At 41.0% G+C, this 17,360-nt stretch carries 12 protein-coding genes and 1 pseudogene; 11 read left to right on the plus strand and 2 right to left on the minus strand.

The window, feature by feature from the left end; genetic code table 11:
• Positions 1–16 precede the first annotated feature (16 nt).
• From KQI39_RS09995 to KQI39_RS10010, 4 genes are all read left to right on the plus strand, one after another.
• Positions 17–571, plus strand: coding sequence for a EutP/PduV family microcompartment system protein (locus KQI39_RS09995; RefSeq protein WP_195567196.1), 555 nt, complete (start codon positions 17–19; stop codon positions 569–571).
• A gap of 105 nt (positions 572–676) precedes the next feature.
• The gene (locus KQI39_RS10000) at positions 677–859 is read left to right on the plus strand and encodes a hypothetical protein (RefSeq protein ID WP_195567194.1); all 183 of its coding nucleotides are present in this window, start codon (positions 677–679) and stop codon (positions 857–859) included.
• Positions 852–2,303 carry an alanine/glycine:cation symporter family protein gene (locus tag KQI39_RS10005; RefSeq protein ID WP_195567192.1) on the plus strand — a complete coding sequence of 484 codons (1,452 nt, stop codon included), beginning with the start codon at positions 852–854 and terminating at the stop codon, positions 2,301–2,303. Before KQI39_RS10000 ends, KQI39_RS10005 begins: the two co-directional genes overlap by 8 nt.
• Positions 2,304–2,306: 3 nt before the next feature.
• Entirely contained in the window at positions 2,307–3,917 is a 1,611-nt protein-coding gene (locus KQI39_RS10010; protein WP_195567190.1) for an amidohydrolase, read from the plus strand.
• A 275-nt stretch (positions 3,918–4,192) separates the two neighbouring features.
• On the opposite strand, the gene KQI39_RS10015 is transcribed toward KQI39_RS10010, so the two are convergent.
• Entirely contained in the window at positions 4,193–5,056 is an 864-nt protein-coding gene (locus tag KQI39_RS10015; RefSeq protein ID WP_148447365.1) for an AraC family transcriptional regulator, read from the minus strand.
• 199 nt (positions 5,057–5,255) lie between these two features.
• Between KQI39_RS10015 and KQI39_RS10020 the strand changes: the two genes are divergently transcribed.
• From KQI39_RS10020 to uvrB, 7 genes and pseudogenes are all read left to right on the plus strand, one after another.
• Positions 5,256–8,294, plus strand: a complete 3,039-nt coding sequence (locus KQI39_RS10020; RefSeq protein ID WP_216418167.1) for a glycoside hydrolase family 2 TIM barrel-domain containing protein — start codon at positions 5,256–5,258, stop codon at positions 8,292–8,294.
• Between the two features lie 166 nt (positions 8,295–8,460).
• Positions 8,461–9,858: an MFS transporter gene (locus KQI39_RS10025; RefSeq protein ID WP_216418169.1), complete on the plus strand. Its 1,398-nt coding sequence runs from the start codon at positions 8,461–8,463 to the stop codon at positions 9,856–9,858.
• Between the two features lie 351 nt (positions 9,859–10,209).
• On the plus strand, positions 10,210–11,010 hold the full coding sequence (locus KQI39_RS10030; RefSeq protein WP_119247974.1) for a helix-turn-helix transcriptional regulator: 801 nt from the start codon (positions 10,210–10,212) through the stop codon (positions 11,008–11,010).
• A gap of 161 nt (positions 11,011–11,171) precedes the next feature.
• Positions 11,172–11,983, plus strand: a pseudogene (locus tag KQI39_RS10035) (HAD-IIA family hydrolase).
• A 32-nt stretch (positions 11,984–12,015) separates the two neighbouring features.
• Positions 12,016–12,564, plus strand: a complete 549-nt coding sequence (locus KQI39_RS10040; RefSeq protein ID WP_117539071.1) for a hypothetical protein — start codon at positions 12,016–12,018, stop codon at positions 12,562–12,564.
• A 178-nt stretch (positions 12,565–12,742) separates the two neighbouring features.
• Entirely contained in the window at positions 12,743–13,984 is a 1,242-nt protein-coding gene (locus KQI39_RS10045) for a tyrosine-type recombinase/integrase (RefSeq protein ID WP_330654028.1), read from the plus strand.
• Positions 13,985–14,320: 336 nt separating this feature from the next.
• Positions 14,321–16,309: an excinuclease ABC subunit UvrB gene (gene uvrB / locus KQI39_RS10050; RefSeq protein ID WP_216418173.1), complete on the plus strand. Its 1,989-nt coding sequence runs from the start codon at positions 14,321–14,323 to the stop codon at positions 16,307–16,309.
• Here the strand turns inward: uvrB and KQI39_RS10055 are convergent.
• On the minus strand, positions 16,298–17,251 hold the full coding sequence (locus KQI39_RS10055) for an Ig-like domain-containing protein (RefSeq protein WP_216418175.1): 954 nt from the start codon (positions 17,249–17,251) through the stop codon (positions 16,298–16,300). The genes uvrB and KQI39_RS10055 overlap by 12 nt on opposite strands.
• Between the last annotated feature and the right edge of the window lie 109 nt (positions 17,252–17,360).

The raw sequence follows: 17,360 nt of genomic DNA on the forward strand, positions 1-17,360 counted from the left end.
CAGGACGGGATAAAAAATGAAAAAAATTTTTCTGATGGGTCGAAGTGAAGCCGGCAAAACATCTCTGACACAGGCGCTTAAAGGGGAAGAGCTTCATTATCATAAGACTCAGTATACCAATACAAATGAAGATACTATTGATTCACCGGGAGAATATGCGGAATCCAAGCATTTCAGCGTAGGACTGGCCTGTTTTTCCTTTGAGGCGGATGTGATCGCCATTGTACAGGCAGCCAATGAGCCCTTTAACCTGTTTAGTGACGGCAGCAGGAATTTTCTACTACGGCCGCTGATCGGGATCATCACCAAGGTGGATTCTCCCCATGCCAACATTCCCATGGTCAGACAGTGGATGGAGAACATGGGCTGTGAACGGATCTTCATGGTAAATAACAAGACCAGGGAAGGCATCAGTGAGCTGATGGATTATCTGCAGGATGATCTCCCGAAGCTTACGCTTGAACAGGCGAAATTCAAGCAGAGCCTTGGCCTTAACGAATGGGATTCCATGCCGGAAGGGGTGGAGTATCCGGAATCCATACGGCAAAATAGTAATATTCACGAAAAATGAATAAAAATACAAAATTCAAACAGAAAAAGTAGAAATTCCTCCGGAACTGTGATATACTGTTATTGTTTGGAAGATTCGTGGGCTGAAATGTAAGATCCCCAGAGCATGAAGGATAAAGAGGATAGAAACGGGGCTCGCAGATATATGGCAGAAGAGCTGTATGTTGGGAACACCGGGTATCCGTATCTGACTTCATGTTCTGGGGATTTTTTATATTCTGTACACAGATTTTCCGAATGGATGAAAGAGCAAAACAATAAAAAGGACAGGAGAGGAAAAGATGTTTGAATTATTTGAAAATCTGACCAACTGGCTCTGGGGACTGCCGCTGCTGATCACGATCCTCGCTACAGGCGTATATCTGACAGTACGTTCCGGTTTCTTCCAGTTTCGCCATTTTGGTTACATTGTGAAAAACATGTTCAGTAAAGAACGTCGCCAGGAAGGCGGAGATGACGGAAAGAGCCTGACACCGTTCCAGGCTATTTCCATTGCGATCGGAGGTACTGTTGGTGTATCCAATATGTCCGGTGTTGCAACGGCTATTGCAACAGGAGGACCTGGGGCATTATTCTGGCTCTGGATCGCGGCGCTTCTTGCCATGGTCATCAAGATGGCAGAGGTAACACTTGCTGTGTACTACAGAGAAAAACAGCCAAACGGTGAGTACCAGGGAGGCCCGACCTACTATATGCAGAAAGGCCTTGGCGGAGAGAAAAAGCTTCCCTTCTGGAAACTTTTTGCAGTACTGTTCGGCGGCTGTATTTTTATGACATGGTTCATTACCTTACAGAATTATACAGTATCAGAGGCTGTCGGAAGTACCTTCCACCTGCCATACATCGTGCCGTCACTTCTTTATGTGGCAGCGATCTACCTGATCATCATCGGCGGTGTAAAGAAAGTCGGTGTAATCTCTTCCTATATGACACCGATCATGTGCATGCTTTACATTGTAGGATCCCTCGCAATACTGGTAGTGAATTTTGACAAGCTGCCGGAGACCTTTGGGCTGATCTTTAAAGGTGCATTTACAACACAGGCAGCAGTCGGCGGATTTATGGGAGCAGGTGTTGCAACAGCTATGCGTCTTGGATTTGCCCGTTCTGTATACAGCAACGAGGCAGGCTGGGGAACCTCACCTATGATCCATGCTTCCGCAAAGACAGACCATCCTGTAAAACAGGGACTGATGGGAGCATTTGAGGTATTTGCAGACACCATCGTAGTCTGCTCCATGACAGGTCTTGTTGTTATCACCACCGGCTACTGGAATTCAGGACTTCAGGGATCAGAGCTGACACTGACAGCATTTGAGTCTGGAATGGGCTCCATTGCGAGAGCACTGATTGCGATCAGTATTTTTCTTTTTGGATTAACAACATCAACCGGATGGTTCACCTACTACAGCGTGATCCTGAAGCACTGGCTGAAAAATAATCAGAAGGTTCTGAAGATTGCAGAGAAGGTTTTTATCCTTGGAACACCATTATGGGGTCTTCTGGTCACAGTGCTTACTCTTTACGGAAACGGAACACCGGCGCAGCTGTGGGTAATTGCAGACTTTACAACCGTATTCCCTACATTTGTAAATGTTGCCACATTATTTATCTTAAGTGGTACTTTCTTTAAACTGCTGAAGGATTACAAGGCGCGTTACATGGGAATCGGAAAGGTAGACAAGGATATGGCACTTTTCTACGAGGATAAAAAAGAAAAAGAGGAAAAATAAACAGTGGATACAATTTTTTTTAACGGATGTATAAGAACACTGGATGACAGTGAAAAAGTGGCAGAGGCTGTGGGAATCGAAAATGGCCGGATCGTTTTTGTGGGAACTGATAAAGAAGCGGAAGCTTTTTCCTGCAAAAAGCGGATCGACCTTAAGGGAAGGCTGATGCTGCCCGGTTTTGTGGATACACATATGCATATGCTGCATTATGCATTTGTGGAAAGATCTGTAAAACTGTTTGACTGCACAAGTGTGGAGGAAATGCTTGCCGCAGCAAAAAAAAGACTGGAGGAGAGCAAAGGTCAGAAGCTGACCTGGCTCTACTGCAGAGGCTGGAATGAGGAGCATTTTGATAAGCCACGCTATCCGCATAAGGATGAGCTGGATGCACTCTCAACGGAAATCCCCATCATTATGGTGCGTGTCTGCGGGCATGTGGCTGTGTGCAACAGCTGCGGTCTGGAGCTTCTGAAAAAAATCCCGGAGTTCCCGGAGATTGAGAAGGAGGTTGATCTGGATACCGGACTTCTGAAGGAGAATGCAGTACAGTTTTATTCTTCCGTATTGGAAGCACCATCCCAGGAAGAAGTGGAAGGCTACATCAAATACAGTGCGAAGAAGCTGAATGAATGTGGATTTACAGGTGTACAGTCCGATGATCTTGCCTCCCTTCCAGGAAAAAACTGGCGTCGGATCATGGCCTCCTACAAGGCACTGGATGCCAGAGGAGAGCTGAGTATCCGCCATTATGAGCAGTGTCTTTTTGAGCGGGCGGAGGATGCGAAGGCTTTTATCGAGGAAGGATATTGTACCGGGCAGAGGGGAGAGCACTTTACGATCGGGCCGATGAAGCTGATCCAGGATGGTTCTCTTGGCGCAAGAACAGCGGCCATGAATGAGCCTTACGAAGATTCACCGGGAAATACCGGGATCATCACATTCAGTCAGGAGGAGCTTGACGATCTGTTTGCTTTTTTTGACCGGCATCAGATGCAGGCAGCGGTACACTGTATCGGCGATCGTGCCATGGATATGGTCATTGAGGCAACTGCGAAATCTCCTTACCGGAAGGATAATAAAAAGGGCAGACATGGTATCGTGCATTGCCAGATCACCAATCCGCGTATTTTGCAGGGGATGAAAGACCAGGAGCTTCTGGCATATATCCAGCCGGTATTTATCGATCTGGATATGAACACAGTGGAACCTGCCATCGGCGCACACCGTATGGATAAGGTGTATGCATGGAAGAGCATGCTGGATATGGGAATCCATACGTCTGGCGGCTCGGATGCTCCGGTGGTAAGCTTTGATGCCATGGAGAATATTTATTTTGCAGTCACCCGCAAAAATATCAGCGGTCAGCCGGAGGAAGGCTGGATCCCATCCGAAAAAATGTCCGTAGATGAAGCAGTGAAGCTTTTTACAAAAAACGCAGCTTACGCTTCCTATACAGAAGACGAGAACGGAACCATCGAAGTGGAAAAAAATGCAGACTTCGTAGTTCTGGAGAAAGATATTTATAAGATTGATCCGGATGAGATCAAGACCACGAAAGTGGATATGACAGTTCTTGGCGGTGAGATCGTTTATGAGAGAAAAGTAGAAGAATGACGGCAGTATAAAAAGAAAAAAGTGAGAGGCAGAGTCTGAGTGGAGCAGGCTCTGCCTTTTTGTGTGGTGCAGTAAAAAGTATAGAACAAATATTCGATTGCCCTATACTTTTTTTACTCTGAATGATATACTGTAAAAGCAACAATATGAGTACATGTATTACTATTCGGTTGAATTTATAAAATAGCACTAATAAAAAGAGGAGGATGTCACGTAATCTGCTTTGATTCGTTGGCATCCTTTTTTGACATTTAGTTTTTATGACATTATAGATTTCATAACCTATTTCTTATTTTTCGGTATTCTCTCGGCGAATATCCTTTCAACTTGTGAAAAAGTCGGCTGAAATAAAGCTGGTTATCATATCCGACAATCTTAGAAATCTCATTGATGGAATAAGTTGTTGTTTCAAGTAACATCTGAGCATTGTTGATGCGGATTCCCACAATGAATTGCATTGGTGTAGAACCGGTATATTTTTTGAAATTTCGGATAAACCAGCTGACACTCATGCCTCGTGAGGCAGCATAATCATCAATATTGATATTTTGATTGTAGTTTTCACTGAAAAAGGTAACAGCATTATCCATCTCATGATCAAGGTATTCATTTTTTAATATGTGCTCTCTTGTCAGTTCCCGGTGGAAACTGATCAGAAGATGACGTAGCAAAAGGACAAGCATTTCCTCATAATTGTCTTGACAGCGTTGCAGCTCGATAATGATACGCTTGAAAATTTGTTCATATTCATTAGATGTACCCACTTGAAAGACACGTTCTTTATCCGGAAATCCATATTGACGTAAGATATTTTTTACATTGCTTCCTGTGAAGTGAATCCAGTATACTTCTGTCTTATCTTCTCCGTAATATTCATATTTTTGGAGTTCTTTCGGTCTGTACAGTACAATGCTGCCGGCTGGAACAATCGTTTCATTATTTACATTATCAAAATGAAAATGCCCACAACCAGCAGTGATATATATAATCTGATAATCCAGACGACCCTTTGGACGGTAGGTCGGAAGTTTGGGATGTCTGGAAAGACGGTAAGTACCACAGCTACCTACAATCAGCGGACGACTTTTGTCTTTGAAATCCATATGTGAGTGGTTCAAATAACCGGTGTTCAAATACATAGGACAGCACCTCTTTTCGTATTTTTTATCATTGTATCATTTAGTGCATATTTTGTCTAATCCAATTCATAGACATATTTTGCGAATTAGGATAAGCTATATATAACATAACTAAGGAACGTAAACAAAAAGTAAAGTATAAGGTTTGCTTTAGGAAAACAAAGAACAAAAAAGTATATGTATTGGAGGAGAGTTATTTATGATCGTACCACGTTATTATGAAAATCTAAGCGTACTGCACGAAAACACAATGCCAGCCAGAGCCTATTATATTCCGGCATCCAGAAGAATGGATAACTTGGTGGAACACAGAGAAGAGTCAGATCGTATGCAGTTATTGAATGGAACTTGGAAATTCCAGTATTTTAACAGCATCTATGACATTCAGGATTCTTTCTTTGAGAAGAATTATGATACAGAAAATTTTGATGAGATTCAGGTTCCAAGTGTATGGCAGATGGCTGGATATGATACACACCAGTATACAAACATCCGGTATCCATTTCCGTTTGATCCACCATATGTGCCACAGGACATTCCGTGTGGAGCCTATGTACATACTTTTGAGTACAGTAGAGATGAGAAAGCGCCAAAATCTTTTTTGAACTTTGAAGGAGTAGACAGTTGCTTTTACGTATGGATCAATGGCTCTTACATAGGATACAGCCAGGTTTCGCATATGACCAGTGAGTTTGATGTTACCGATGTACTTCAGGATGGAACGAATACGGTGGCAGTGTTGGTAATGAAGTGGTGTGATGGTTCCTATTTGGAAGATCAGGACAAATTCCGTATGAGTGGTATTTTCCGGGATGTGTACATTTTGAAACGCCCAAAAGAGGCAATCAGTGATTATCATATTAAAACAAGAATTGAGGATATGCTTGCGAAAGTAGAAATTGAAATGAAATTCTACTCTCCGTTAAATGTAAAAATTTCGATTGAAGATAGAAACGGAGCAGTTGTAGCACTAGGAAGTATTGCTGAAGAAGGAACAGCTGTATTAGAAATCGCAAGTCCGGAACTTTGGAATACAGAAAATCCATATCTATATAAACTGATTCTTGAAACAGAGAATGAAGTAATTGTAGATCACATTGCATTAAGAAAGATAGAGATTAAAGACCAGGTTATTTATTTAAATGGACAGAAGATTAAATTCCGTGGTGTTAATCGACATGATTCTGATCCGGTTACTGGATTTACAATCAATCCGGAACAGATTACAACCGATCTTACGTTAATGAAGCAGCATAATTTTAATGCGATCCGTTCCAGCCACTATCCGAACGCACCATTTTTCTATGAAATGTGTGACAAGTATGGATTCATGGTAATAGATGAAGCAGATATTGAAGCTCATGGTCCATTTATGATCTACAGAAAAGAAGACACTGATTACAATCGGTTCAAACGATGGAATGAGAAGATTGCAGATGATCCGGTATGGGAAGAGGCAATCGTTGATCGCGTAAAACTCATGGTGGAACGTGACAAAAACCGTTTCTGTATTGTTATGTGGTCAATGGGAAATGAGAGTGCTTATGGCTGCAACTTTGAAAAAGCACTGGAATGGACAAAGAATTTTGATCCAGACCGTATCACACAATATGAGAGTGCAAGATACCGCAATTATGATGAAACATATGATTACAGCAATCTGGATGTGTACAGCCGGATGTACCCAGCGCTTTCCGAAATTCAGGAATATCTGGATAAAGATGGAAGCAAACCCTTCCTTTTGGTAGAGTACTGTCACAGCATGGGAAACGGACCTGGAGATTTTGAAGATTACTTCCAGATGATTCAGGATAATGATAAAATGTGCGGCGGCTTTGTCTGGGAATGGTGTGACCATGCGATTGCTCATGGAACTGCTGAGAATGGAAAGACTATATATGCTTATGGGGGCGACCATGGCGAAGAAATTCATGATGGCAACTTCTGTATGGATGGATTAGTATATCCGGACAGAACGGTACATACAGGACTTTTGGAATACAAGAATGTTTATCGCCCGGCAAGAGTTATTTCCTATAACAAAGAAAGCGGAGAACTGGTGCTTCATAACTACATGGATTTTGATGACTTGAAAGATTATGTGAAGATCAGTTATGAACTGACGCAGGACGGGCTTGTAATCAGCAAAGGTAAACTCCCAGAAGTTTCAGCAGCACCACACAGTGAAGGAAAAATAAACCTTAAAATCAATGTGCCAGAGAGTGGAAAATGTTATTTAAAATTTATTTACCATCTGAAAAAGGAATTGCCACTGTTGGATGAAGACCATATCCTTGGATTTGATGAGATCGAAGTAAGCCAGAAGGATGCCAAATGCCAGTTAGCAGAAAAATGGGTTGAAAAAACAGTGACGGATTCTGAATTACAGGTGAGTGAAGATGATACACAGATTCATATCAAAGGTCGTGAATTCGCATATACAATCGACCGACGGACTGCACTTTTTACAGAGATGAAATTTGCAGGTCGGGAATATCTAAACCACCCTATGGAATTAAATATCTGGAGGGCACCAACAGATAATGATATGTACATCAAATCTGAATGGAAGAAAGCCCATTATGATAAAGCTTATACAAGATCTTACACGACAGAGGTCGTGCAGGGAAAGCATGGTGTGAAAATTACAAGCCATGCATCCGTTGTGGCAGAGACAGTACAGAAGATTCTTGATGTGACGATTACATGGAAAATAGAAGCTGCTGGAAAGCTTGATGCAGATATTGCAGTAACAAAAGACGATGAATTCCCGGATCTTCCGAGATTTGGTGTGAGGATGTTCCTGGATAAAAAACTTTCAGCTGTAAGATACTTTGGAATGGGACCACAGGAAAGTTATTGTGATAAACATCAGGCTGCGAGCCACGGTTTGTATCATGCAAATGTAGATGATTTGCATGAGGATTATATTTGCCCACAGGAAAATGGAAGCCATTATGATTGTGAATATGTAGAGCTTAACAACAGCCGATATGGAATTGTGGTATCTGCGGAAAATGCCTTCTCATTCAATGCTTCTTATTATACGCAGGAAGAACTTGAGAAGAAAACGCATAATTATGAACTGACAGAATCAGATAGTGTAGTATTTTGCGTTGACTACGCATTAAATGGCATTGGTTCTAATAGTTGTGGTCCAGTTGTATTGGATCAGTACCGATTTGATGATGTATTATTCCGGTTCCAGTTTACGCTGATACCGTATGTAAAGGGATAATAAAGTTTCATGTAACTCGTAAACAAAGAAGGATAGTCTGATTGCAATGTAAAGTCCGGATATACAGAGCAATCAGACAAAAACAGAGAAAAAATATAATTAGACATCATACGGTTAGACATATTGAGATTCTAAGTGCGATGAAGATGAGGAGCAAAGAAATTCGATGGAAGAAAAAAAGTATTTGAAATGGTATAACAAAATTGGATATGGATCAGGTGATATTGCAGGTAATGTAGTCTATGCCTTCCTGACATCTTTCATGATGGTCTATCTGACGGACTCAGTAGGACTTGCTGCAGGTGTCGTAGGTACCCTGATTGCCGTATCAAAACTATTTGATGGTTTTACGGATATATTTTTTGGATCAATGATTGACAAAACACACAGTAAAATGGGAAAAGCGAAGCCATGGATGCTATACGGATACATTGGTTGTGCCATTACGCTGGTCTGCTGCTTTGCAGTACCAGTCAGCTTTGGAACAACGGCTAAATACGCATGGTTCTTTATCTCTTATACACTGTTAAATGGTGTGTTTTATACAGCAAACAATATTGCTTACTCAGCACTTACGTCACTGATTACAAAGAACAGCAAAGAGCGTGTGCAGATGGGATCTTACCGTTTTATTTTTGCGTTTTCAACAAGTCTTCTGATTCAGGCGATTACAGTTGGATTTGCAGATAAATGTGGTGGAGATGCTGCGGCATGGAGAACGGTTGCTATTATCTATGCAATCATTGGTCTTGTCATAAATACGATTTCAGCACTTTCTGTTAAGGAACTTCCTGAGGAAGAACTTAACGAAGGAGAAGTAAAGGATGATAATGAAAAGTACGGAATGGTACAGGCATTCAAGCTTCTTGTTAAAAACAAATATTACATGATGATTTGTGGAACATATATTTTACAGCAGTTATATAGTGCCATGATTGGAGCTGGCATTTATTACATGACATGGGTACTGAAAAATAAGAATTTGTTTGGACAATTTGCATGGGCAGTAAATATTCCACTGATCATTGCCCTGATTTTCACACCGACATTAGTTGGTAAGTGGAAAGGTATGTATAAACTGAACTTAAGAGGTTATGTCTTAGCAGTCATCGGTAGAGCACTTGTTGTTGTTGCAGGATATATGGGCAGTGTTCCGCTGATGATGGCATTTACAGCTCTTGCAGCCTTAGGTCAGGGACCATGGCAGGGAGATATGAATGCAGTTATCGCATCCTGCTCTGAGTACACTTATCTTACACAGGGAAAGAGAATTGACGGAACGATGTACTCTTGTACTTCTCTTGGCGTAAAAATCGGTGGAGGTATTGGAACCGCTGTTGTTGGATGGCTGCTTGAGTTCAGTGGATATATCGGAACAAATGCAACTCAGCCGCAGTCTGCACTTGATATGATGCAGTTTATGTATCTTTGGCTTCCGTTAATCTTTGATGTATTGATTATGTTTGTACTTTCAAGAATGAATGTAGAAGATGCAAATAAAAAACTGAAAGCAGAAAAAGAAATTGCTGCAGATGAAGTAACAGATGCATCAGACATAAATTAGAATTGACAGGAGAAAGCGTTGTCTGGTCATTGCTCGATGAGACAGTGCTTTTTTCTATATATAAAGTGATTGAACTGTATTTTGAAAATAAAAAAGGACCACTTCATTTTTGTGAAATGGCCTTAAGAAAATATTCAGTTTTCACAAAATAGTCCTTTTAGTATTTATACATGGTAAGGATGCTCAAAATATTCAGTGTAGAATACTAAAAGGTCATTCAGATATTTTTTTAGGTTGCTCATTTGCAATTCCTCCTTTCCTTATTTACAAGTTGATTATAAGATAGGTGTAAAAGGATTGCTTGCCAAATCGAAAGAAGATATAGACAAATGTTGCAAAGGGGAGTATTTCATGCAGTTAAAATATGTCGACACAAAAGAGGAGATCATAGCAATAAATAGGAAGTCAAAACATATTGAACCACATCTTCATAATGCACTGGAGATCGTTTGTGTAACAAGTGGAGCATTAGAACTTGGTGTCGGACAGGAACTATACCATATGGAAAAAGGAGATATAGGCTTTGTATTTCCAGATGTTATTCATCACTATCAGGTACTGACACCCGGTGTAAATAAAGCGACTTATCTGATTGCATCGCCATTTACGATAGCCAAATTTGCAGATATCATGCAATCCATGGCTCCTGAATACCCAATCATCAAAGCGGAAAAGGTTGAACCGGAGGTATATAGGGTTATAAATGCAATTTTAGAGACAGAACAGTCGGATATTACTGTTGCACAGGCATATCTTCAAATTGTGTTGGCACGCTGCATAGGAAAATTAAATTTGGTAGAAAAGAGCAGTGTGGGGAGCAACGATCTTATTTACCAGACAGTTTCCTATATATCAGCAAATTTCAAGAAGAAGTTTTCGTTGGAAGAGATGGCAAAAGACCTGGGCGTGAGCAAATATGTTTTATCCAGACTCTTTTCCAAGACATTCCATAGAAACTTTAATCAATATCTTAATGATGCAAGGCTGAACTATGCATGCCATCGTTTGGAAAATACGAGTGATTCTATTACAAACATTTGTCTGGATAGTGGATTTGAAAGTCAGAGAACATTTAACCGAGTATTTAAAGAAAGATATAAAATATCACCGAGTGATTATCGGAGTATTTGTGTGAAAGAGATGTTGTCATAAAAGGTTCTGTTGATAGAAATATTTACTTTGATTTCACAGTACTATGTATTTGATTTTATGTGTGGATGATATAATATAAAAATATTTGTAGAAAATAGCGCTTTATTTTATTATGAAAAGAGTAAGGTGTATTCTAAAGAAACAAGAAAGGCAGGGCGCATATGAACATGATAAAATCCATAATCGATTTTAATGAAAAAAAGGATTCATCTGTGATATGGATGGTGTGATCTATCATGGCAATCAGATATTGCCAGGTGTTCCAGAATTCATCCAGTGGTTGCATGATGAAAAGAAAGAATATTTGTTTTTGACAAATAATAGTGGATATACACCACGAGAATTAAATCAGAAACTGGCTAGGATGGGACTTGATGTGCCAGAAGAACATTTTTATACCAGTGCATTGGCAACAGCCGCTTTTTTAAAGGAACAGGCGGCAGGCTGTTCAGCATTTGTGATAGGAGAAGCAGGTCTCTTAAATGCACTTTATGATGTTGGCATTACAATGAATGATGTAAATCCGGATTATGTTGTTGTGGGAGAGGGACGATCCTATTCATTGGATACCCTAACGAAAGCAACGAATTTAGTTCTGAAGGGAGCTAAGTTGATTGGAGCAAACTCGGATGTTTCCGGACCAATCGAGAACGGAATCGCTCCTGCCTGTCGTGCATTGATTGCCCCAATTGAAATGGCAACAGGTACACAGGCATATTTCTGTGGGAAACCGAATCCACTGATGATGAGAACAGGATTGAATATGCTTGGATGTCATTCAGCAGAAGCTGTAATGGTTGGGGATCGTATGGATACAGATGTGATTTCAGGAATGGAAAGTGGTATGTCTACTGTATTGGTTCTCTCTGGACGTTCAACGAAGGATACACTCAAAACTTATGCTTATCTTCCGACAATGGTATTGAATGGAGTGGGAGATATCGCCAGTATGGCAAAAGCAAAAGATGAATAGTGTGATTAGGCAAATACCAGGAGGTAAAGTATATGATGAAACTTGATAATTTTGTAGGAATGATGACAGGACATTTTGATAATAAGGATCAATTTAATAAGATGCAGGCAGAAGGGAAAACATATCCATATGCGGAACATGTAAATACAATCTGTAATGACAAAATAAATAACCTTCCTGAAGATTTCAAAGGAAAATTTGTTGTTGAAGAGAGTTATTATGAAATTAATGGAAAACGTCATGCATCTCCACATCTTTTCCTTATCACGGAAATAGAACAGGGAATTTTACTTTCTTCTTATGAAATTCCAAAAGGAGAAGATAAAAATACATTTTCATATGATTCTATGAAGAATGTTGATTACTCTAAACTAGAAAAATCTGAAAAATTTAATCCGGCACTTTATCATGAAAAGGACGGAATCTGGGAGGGAGGTAGCACAAGCCAGTTCTCTCCGGTAATGACATTCAAACTTTGGGAAAAGTTTTCCAACAATTTTCTGGAAGTATCGGAAAGCATGGAAGTTAATGGAAAGAGAACTTTTGGATATGATGAACCAATAATTTATAAGCGTGTGTAATCAAAGGTCTGCATATTGGGATGAACTTCAGTTTGTAGAGGACTCGATGAATTTGCGTAATATTGGGTGTTACATGAATGTTAATTTAAGGAAATAATATGGTAAGCAAAAGCGGGATGACTTTTCAAATCGTTCTATTGTTGACTTTAAGAAATATGTAGAATATAAGGTCTATTCGGTGACAACAATCAAAAATGGATATGGATTTCGTGTGTTGCTGACGTTTGCAGACGAAAGTATAAAGACACAGCAACATGCGGGATTCACAACCAAAAGAGAAGCTAATGCATTTCGTGATGAAGTAATCGGACAGCTACATACCGGAACCTATATTGTGTATGGAAAAATCCGGGTAGAGGAGTTTATGATCTTCTGGTTGGAAGATATTATGCGTCCCCGAATAACAGACAACACTTATACAATTTACAAAGGTGCTATTAAGAATTACATTGTTCCACAGATTGGAAAGATGTATATGTCTACACTAAATCAGGGGTATATCAGAAAATTATATAATGCAGTTGCGGAGAAGTATGAATCAGTTGCGAAAAATGCCAGGACGATCATGAAAACATCATTGGAGTATGCATTTAACAAAAATGTATTGGCAACAAATCCTGCGAAGGGAATCAATTTACCGAAGAAAATAAAAAAGACAGAGTATCGTGTCCTGAAAATTGACGAGAAGAAAACATTGACACTTCCACAGGTGCTTCGGTTGATTGAGGCAAGCAAGGAGACACCGATTCATATGCAAATTCTGTTTGCGGTATTGATGGGACTCAGAAGAAGTGAAATAAATGGTCTGAAATACAGTGATGTCGATTACATTCACAGGACGTTGAGAGTAGAGCGTCAGTTGGGAAATAAGCCAAATAGTAAAGCAGAAGATTGTGCACCTAAGATGCTGACAAAGCAGGAAATTAAAACAAAAACACCTGCTGGTGTGCGTGAACTTCCAATACCGGATTATGTATTTGAAGCAATTCTGGAAGAACGGAAAACTTATGAGAAGAACCGCAGACGCAGACCAAAAGAGTTCCGGGACTGGAATTATATTTGCTGTTCTACATATGGGAATCCAAGGAGTAAAGGTTTTCATCAGAAATATTATAAAGACTTGCTGAAATCTTTGGACTTACCTGATATTCATTTTCACCAGTTGAGAAATACCTATGCAACTATTTTGCTGAAGAATAGTTTTAATTCAAAAGGTGTTTCGCATTTGTTAGGACATGCCAAGGAAATTATATCGGTAGATGTGTATGGAGATACACAGGAAATCATAGAAGACTGTCTGGATGTATTGGAACCATTTATTGAAGAAGTTATTCCAAAAGAGCGGAAAGATCAGTATTATGATTATTCAGAAGTGATTGAAATAGACTTAATCCTGGAGGAATATTTCAACGCAGCATGATAAAAAAATAGAATAGTAGTGATAGAAAAAAGTACAAATAAGAATCGAACATTTGTACTTTTTTCTTGTGTTAATCTATATACTTTCAAAAATTTATTTGATATAATAGGGACTGTTACAAGAACAAACAGTAAAAATATGACAGGACCGGAGGTTAGTATTTTCAGGTATTTCCGAGTGCTGTTTTATCCGCAAATATTAGTTTTGTGACTTTTATTCGTAATGAGGTGAGAAACACATCTATTTACTATAAAAATGAGCTTTTCGTTACGAAGCTGGATACGAATTTTTGGCTGATAATGATCATAGTAAAAGTCACAAATGGAGGGATTTACCATGAATGAGTTTAAATTAAAAGCCCCATACAAGCCAACCGGCGATCAGCCCCAGGCCATCGAGAAATTGGTCGAGGGATTTAAAGAAGGCAACCAGTTTGAGACTTTGCTTGGTGTTACTGGCTCCGGTAAAACTTTCACAATGGCGAATGTCATTGCCCAGTTAAATAAACCAACTCTGGTACTTGCACACAATAAAACACTGGCGGCACAGCTTTATGGCGAGATGAAGGAATTCTTCCCTGAGAATGCAGTGGAATACTTTGTCTCTTACTACGATTACTACCAGCCGGAGGCTTACGTCCCCTCAACAGATACCTACATTGCCAAAGATGCATCCACCAACGACGAGATCGATAAACTCCGCCTTTCTGCCACAGCGGCCTTATGTGAGCGGAAAGACGTGATCGTAGTTTCATCGGTATCCTGTATTTATGGCCTGGGTGCGCCGCAGGAATTTTTTGATATGATGATCTCACTTCGGCCGGGGATGGAGAAGGATCGTGACGAGGTTATCAAACAGCTGATCGATATCCAGTATACAAGAAATGAGATGGATTTCCACCGAGGAACATTCCGGGTGCGTGGCGATGTGCTGGAGATCTTTCCGGCTAACTCTACAGACCGGGCGGTGCGTGTGGAATTTTTTGGAGATGAGATCGAGCGGATCACAGATATCGATGTGCTTACCGGCGAAATCAAAAGTGTGGAAAGCCATGCGGCCATTTTCCCGGCGTCCCATTATGTTGTGCCTCAGGAGCAGATCCGCCGTGCTGCGGATGCCATCCTGGAAGAGATGAAACAGCAGGTGGAATATTTCAAAAGTGAGGACAAACTGATCGAAGCCCAGCGGATTGCCGAGCGTACCAACTTTGATGTGGAGATGATGAAGGAAACCGGATTCTGTTCCGGAATTGAGAACTATTCCAGACATCTTACCGGGCTTGCACCAGGGCAGCCACCGTATACCCTGATGGATTACTTTGGAGATGATTTTTTACTTATTATAGATGAGTCCCATAAGACAGTGCCCCAGGTTGGCGGTATGTATGCAGGAGACCAGAGCCGTAAACAGACTCTGGTGGATTATGGATTCCGCCTCCCTTCCGCCAAGGACAACCGCCCGTTAAGTTTCGATGAATTTGAGACCAAACTGGACCAGGTAATGTTTGTATCTGCAACACCAGGAGAATATGAGTTTGACCATGAACTCCTCCGGGCAGAACAGATCATCCGCCCCACAGGGCTTCTTGATCCGAAGGTGGAGGTGCGTCCGATCGAAGGACAGATCGATGATCTTGTAGCAGAAGTAAATAAGGAAATTGAAAAGAAAAACAAAGTCCTGATCACGACTCTGACCAAACGTATGGCAGAGGACCTTACGGATTATATGAAGGATCTGGGAATCCGTGTCCGGTACCTCCATTCAGACATTGACACTCTGGAACGTGCGGAGATCATCCGCGATATGCGCCTGGATGTGTTTGATGTGCTGGTCGGGATCAACCTTCTGCGAGAAGGTCTGGATATTCCCGAGATCACACTGGTAGCGATCCTGGATGCAGATAAAGAGGGCTTCCTCCGTTCGGAGACTTCCCTGGTACAGACCATCGGCCGTGCAGCACGAAACAGCGAGGGCCATGTTATCATGTATGCGGATAATATGACAGAATCCATGGAAAAAGCAATCTCCGAGACAGAAAGAAGGAGAGCGATACAGGAGGCTTACAACAGGGAGCATGGCATCACTCCGACCACGATCAAGAAGGCGGTCCGTGATCTGATCGCTGTTTCGAAGAAGGTGGCAGAGACAGAAGTGAAGCTTAAAAAGGATCCGGAATCCATGAACCGAAAAGAACTGACGAAGGTGATCGCTCAGGTAGAGAAGCAGATGCGTGCTGCGGCAGCAGACCTGAATTTCGAGCAGGCTGCTGAGCTGAGAGACAAGATGCTTGAATTGAAAAAAAATCTGGAAGAATTAGAGGAATAGGCTGCAAAGCAGCTGACAGTATAACACCCCTGGCTGTAACAGCCAGGGGTGTTGCCGGGTATGATCGATCTGTTTTTGGGAAAAGCTTATTTTGTAGTTGGCAAGCTCGGAAGCATCTTTTTGCGTCAGGACCTCATAAGGATCTGTAAGCTTCTGGAAGTGGAAGGATAAATTGGAGGATTCATTCCTGATGGCGGAAAGCGGAGCGGAGCTGCTCATGGTGGCGATCAGTGTACCGGATTCATCATCAGGAAGTATGCTCATGTAAAAATAAAAGTTTAAAGAAGCCGCAGTAGAATTCATCGGGAAAGTCAAAGTAATATCACTTTTTAAATCATCATGGCTGGAAAACCGGAAATAGAATTTAAAACTGTTGGTTTTTGGAATGTATGTGATACTTCGATATTCATCTACAGAAACCTGCATAGAAGAAGATGACGAACCCAAACCGCCTAAATCCATATCGACTTTTTTTGATTCATCGTGTGTGTTAAGCTCGATTTTTACGCTTCCATCACTGGCCTTTTTGCCTTTGCTCAGGATGTGATTTTTTAATTTTATGCCGGGCTTCGGAGCAGTAGTCGGGGCTGGTTTTGCTGGAGCAGCTTTTTTCTGTATCTTAACCTTGCAGACAAAGCGGATCCCGTTTACCTGAGTAGTAATTGCAGCATTTCCTGCAGATTTTGCAAAAAGCTTGCCTGCTTTGTTTACAGTGACGATTTTGGAATTGCTGCTCTTCCAGGTGATTTTCTGCCCTTTTTTGAGACCGGTGATCTTCAGTGTTCTGCTCTGCCCCTTGATCATGGTAAGCTTGGAAGAACTGATCCTGGGAGCGGCCTCTGTAACACAGACTGTGCCAGGCAGAATTGCCGATTCTGCCGGAAGATTGGCCAGTACAAAGACTGTTATCAGAGATATCAGGATTTTTTTCCATTTTTTCATAGCGATCCATCCTTCGAAAAAGATATGATGGTTCTCTTTATTAATTGATTATAAGTAAAAATCCGGAGAAGGGCACTGGCATTTGTGACAGTAACTTTGCTATAGAAAA

This window comes from Blautia sp. MSJ-36 (assembly GCF_018917985.1).
Lineage (GTDB): Bacteria > Bacillota > Clostridia > Lachnospirales > Lachnospiraceae > Blautia_A.

What these genes read in the sequence shown, in the direction of transcription:
- KQI39_RS09995 (WP_195567196.1), top strand. Translation starts at nt 17, where the DNA reads ATGAAAAAAATTTTTCTGATGGGTCGAAGTGAAGCCGGCAAAACATCT.
- KQI39_RS10000 (WP_195567194.1), top strand. Translation starts at nt 677, where the DNA reads ATGAAGGATAAAGAGGATAGAAACGGGGCTCGCAGATATATGGCAGAA.
- KQI39_RS10005 (WP_195567192.1), top strand. Translation starts at nt 852, where the DNA reads ATGTTTGAATTATTTGAAAATCTGACCAACTGGCTCTGGGGACTGCCG.
- KQI39_RS10015 (WP_148447365.1), bottom strand. Translation starts at nt 5,056, where the DNA reads ATGTATTTGAACACCGGTTATTTGAACCACTCACATATGGATTTCAAA.
- KQI39_RS10020 (WP_216418167.1), top strand. Translation starts at nt 5,256, where the DNA reads ATGATCGTACCACGTTATTATGAAAATCTAAGCGTACTGCACGAAAAC.
- KQI39_RS10025 (WP_216418169.1), top strand. Translation starts at nt 8,461, where the DNA reads ATGGAAGAAAAAAAGTATTTGAAATGGTATAACAAAATTGGATATGGA.
- KQI39_RS10030 (WP_119247974.1), top strand. Translation starts at nt 10,210, where the DNA reads ATGCAGTTAAAATATGTCGACACAAAAGAGGAGATCATAGCAATAAAT.
- KQI39_RS10040 (WP_117539071.1), top strand. Translation starts at nt 12,016, where the DNA reads ATGATGAAACTTGATAATTTTGTAGGAATGATGACAGGACATTTTGAT.
- uvrB (WP_216418173.1), top strand. Translation starts at nt 14,321, where the DNA reads ATGAATGAGTTTAAATTAAAAGCCCCATACAAGCCAACCGGCGATCAG.
- KQI39_RS10055 (WP_216418175.1), bottom strand. Translation starts at nt 17,251, where the DNA reads ATGAAAAAATGGAAAAAAATCCTGATATCTCTGATAACAGTCTTTGTA.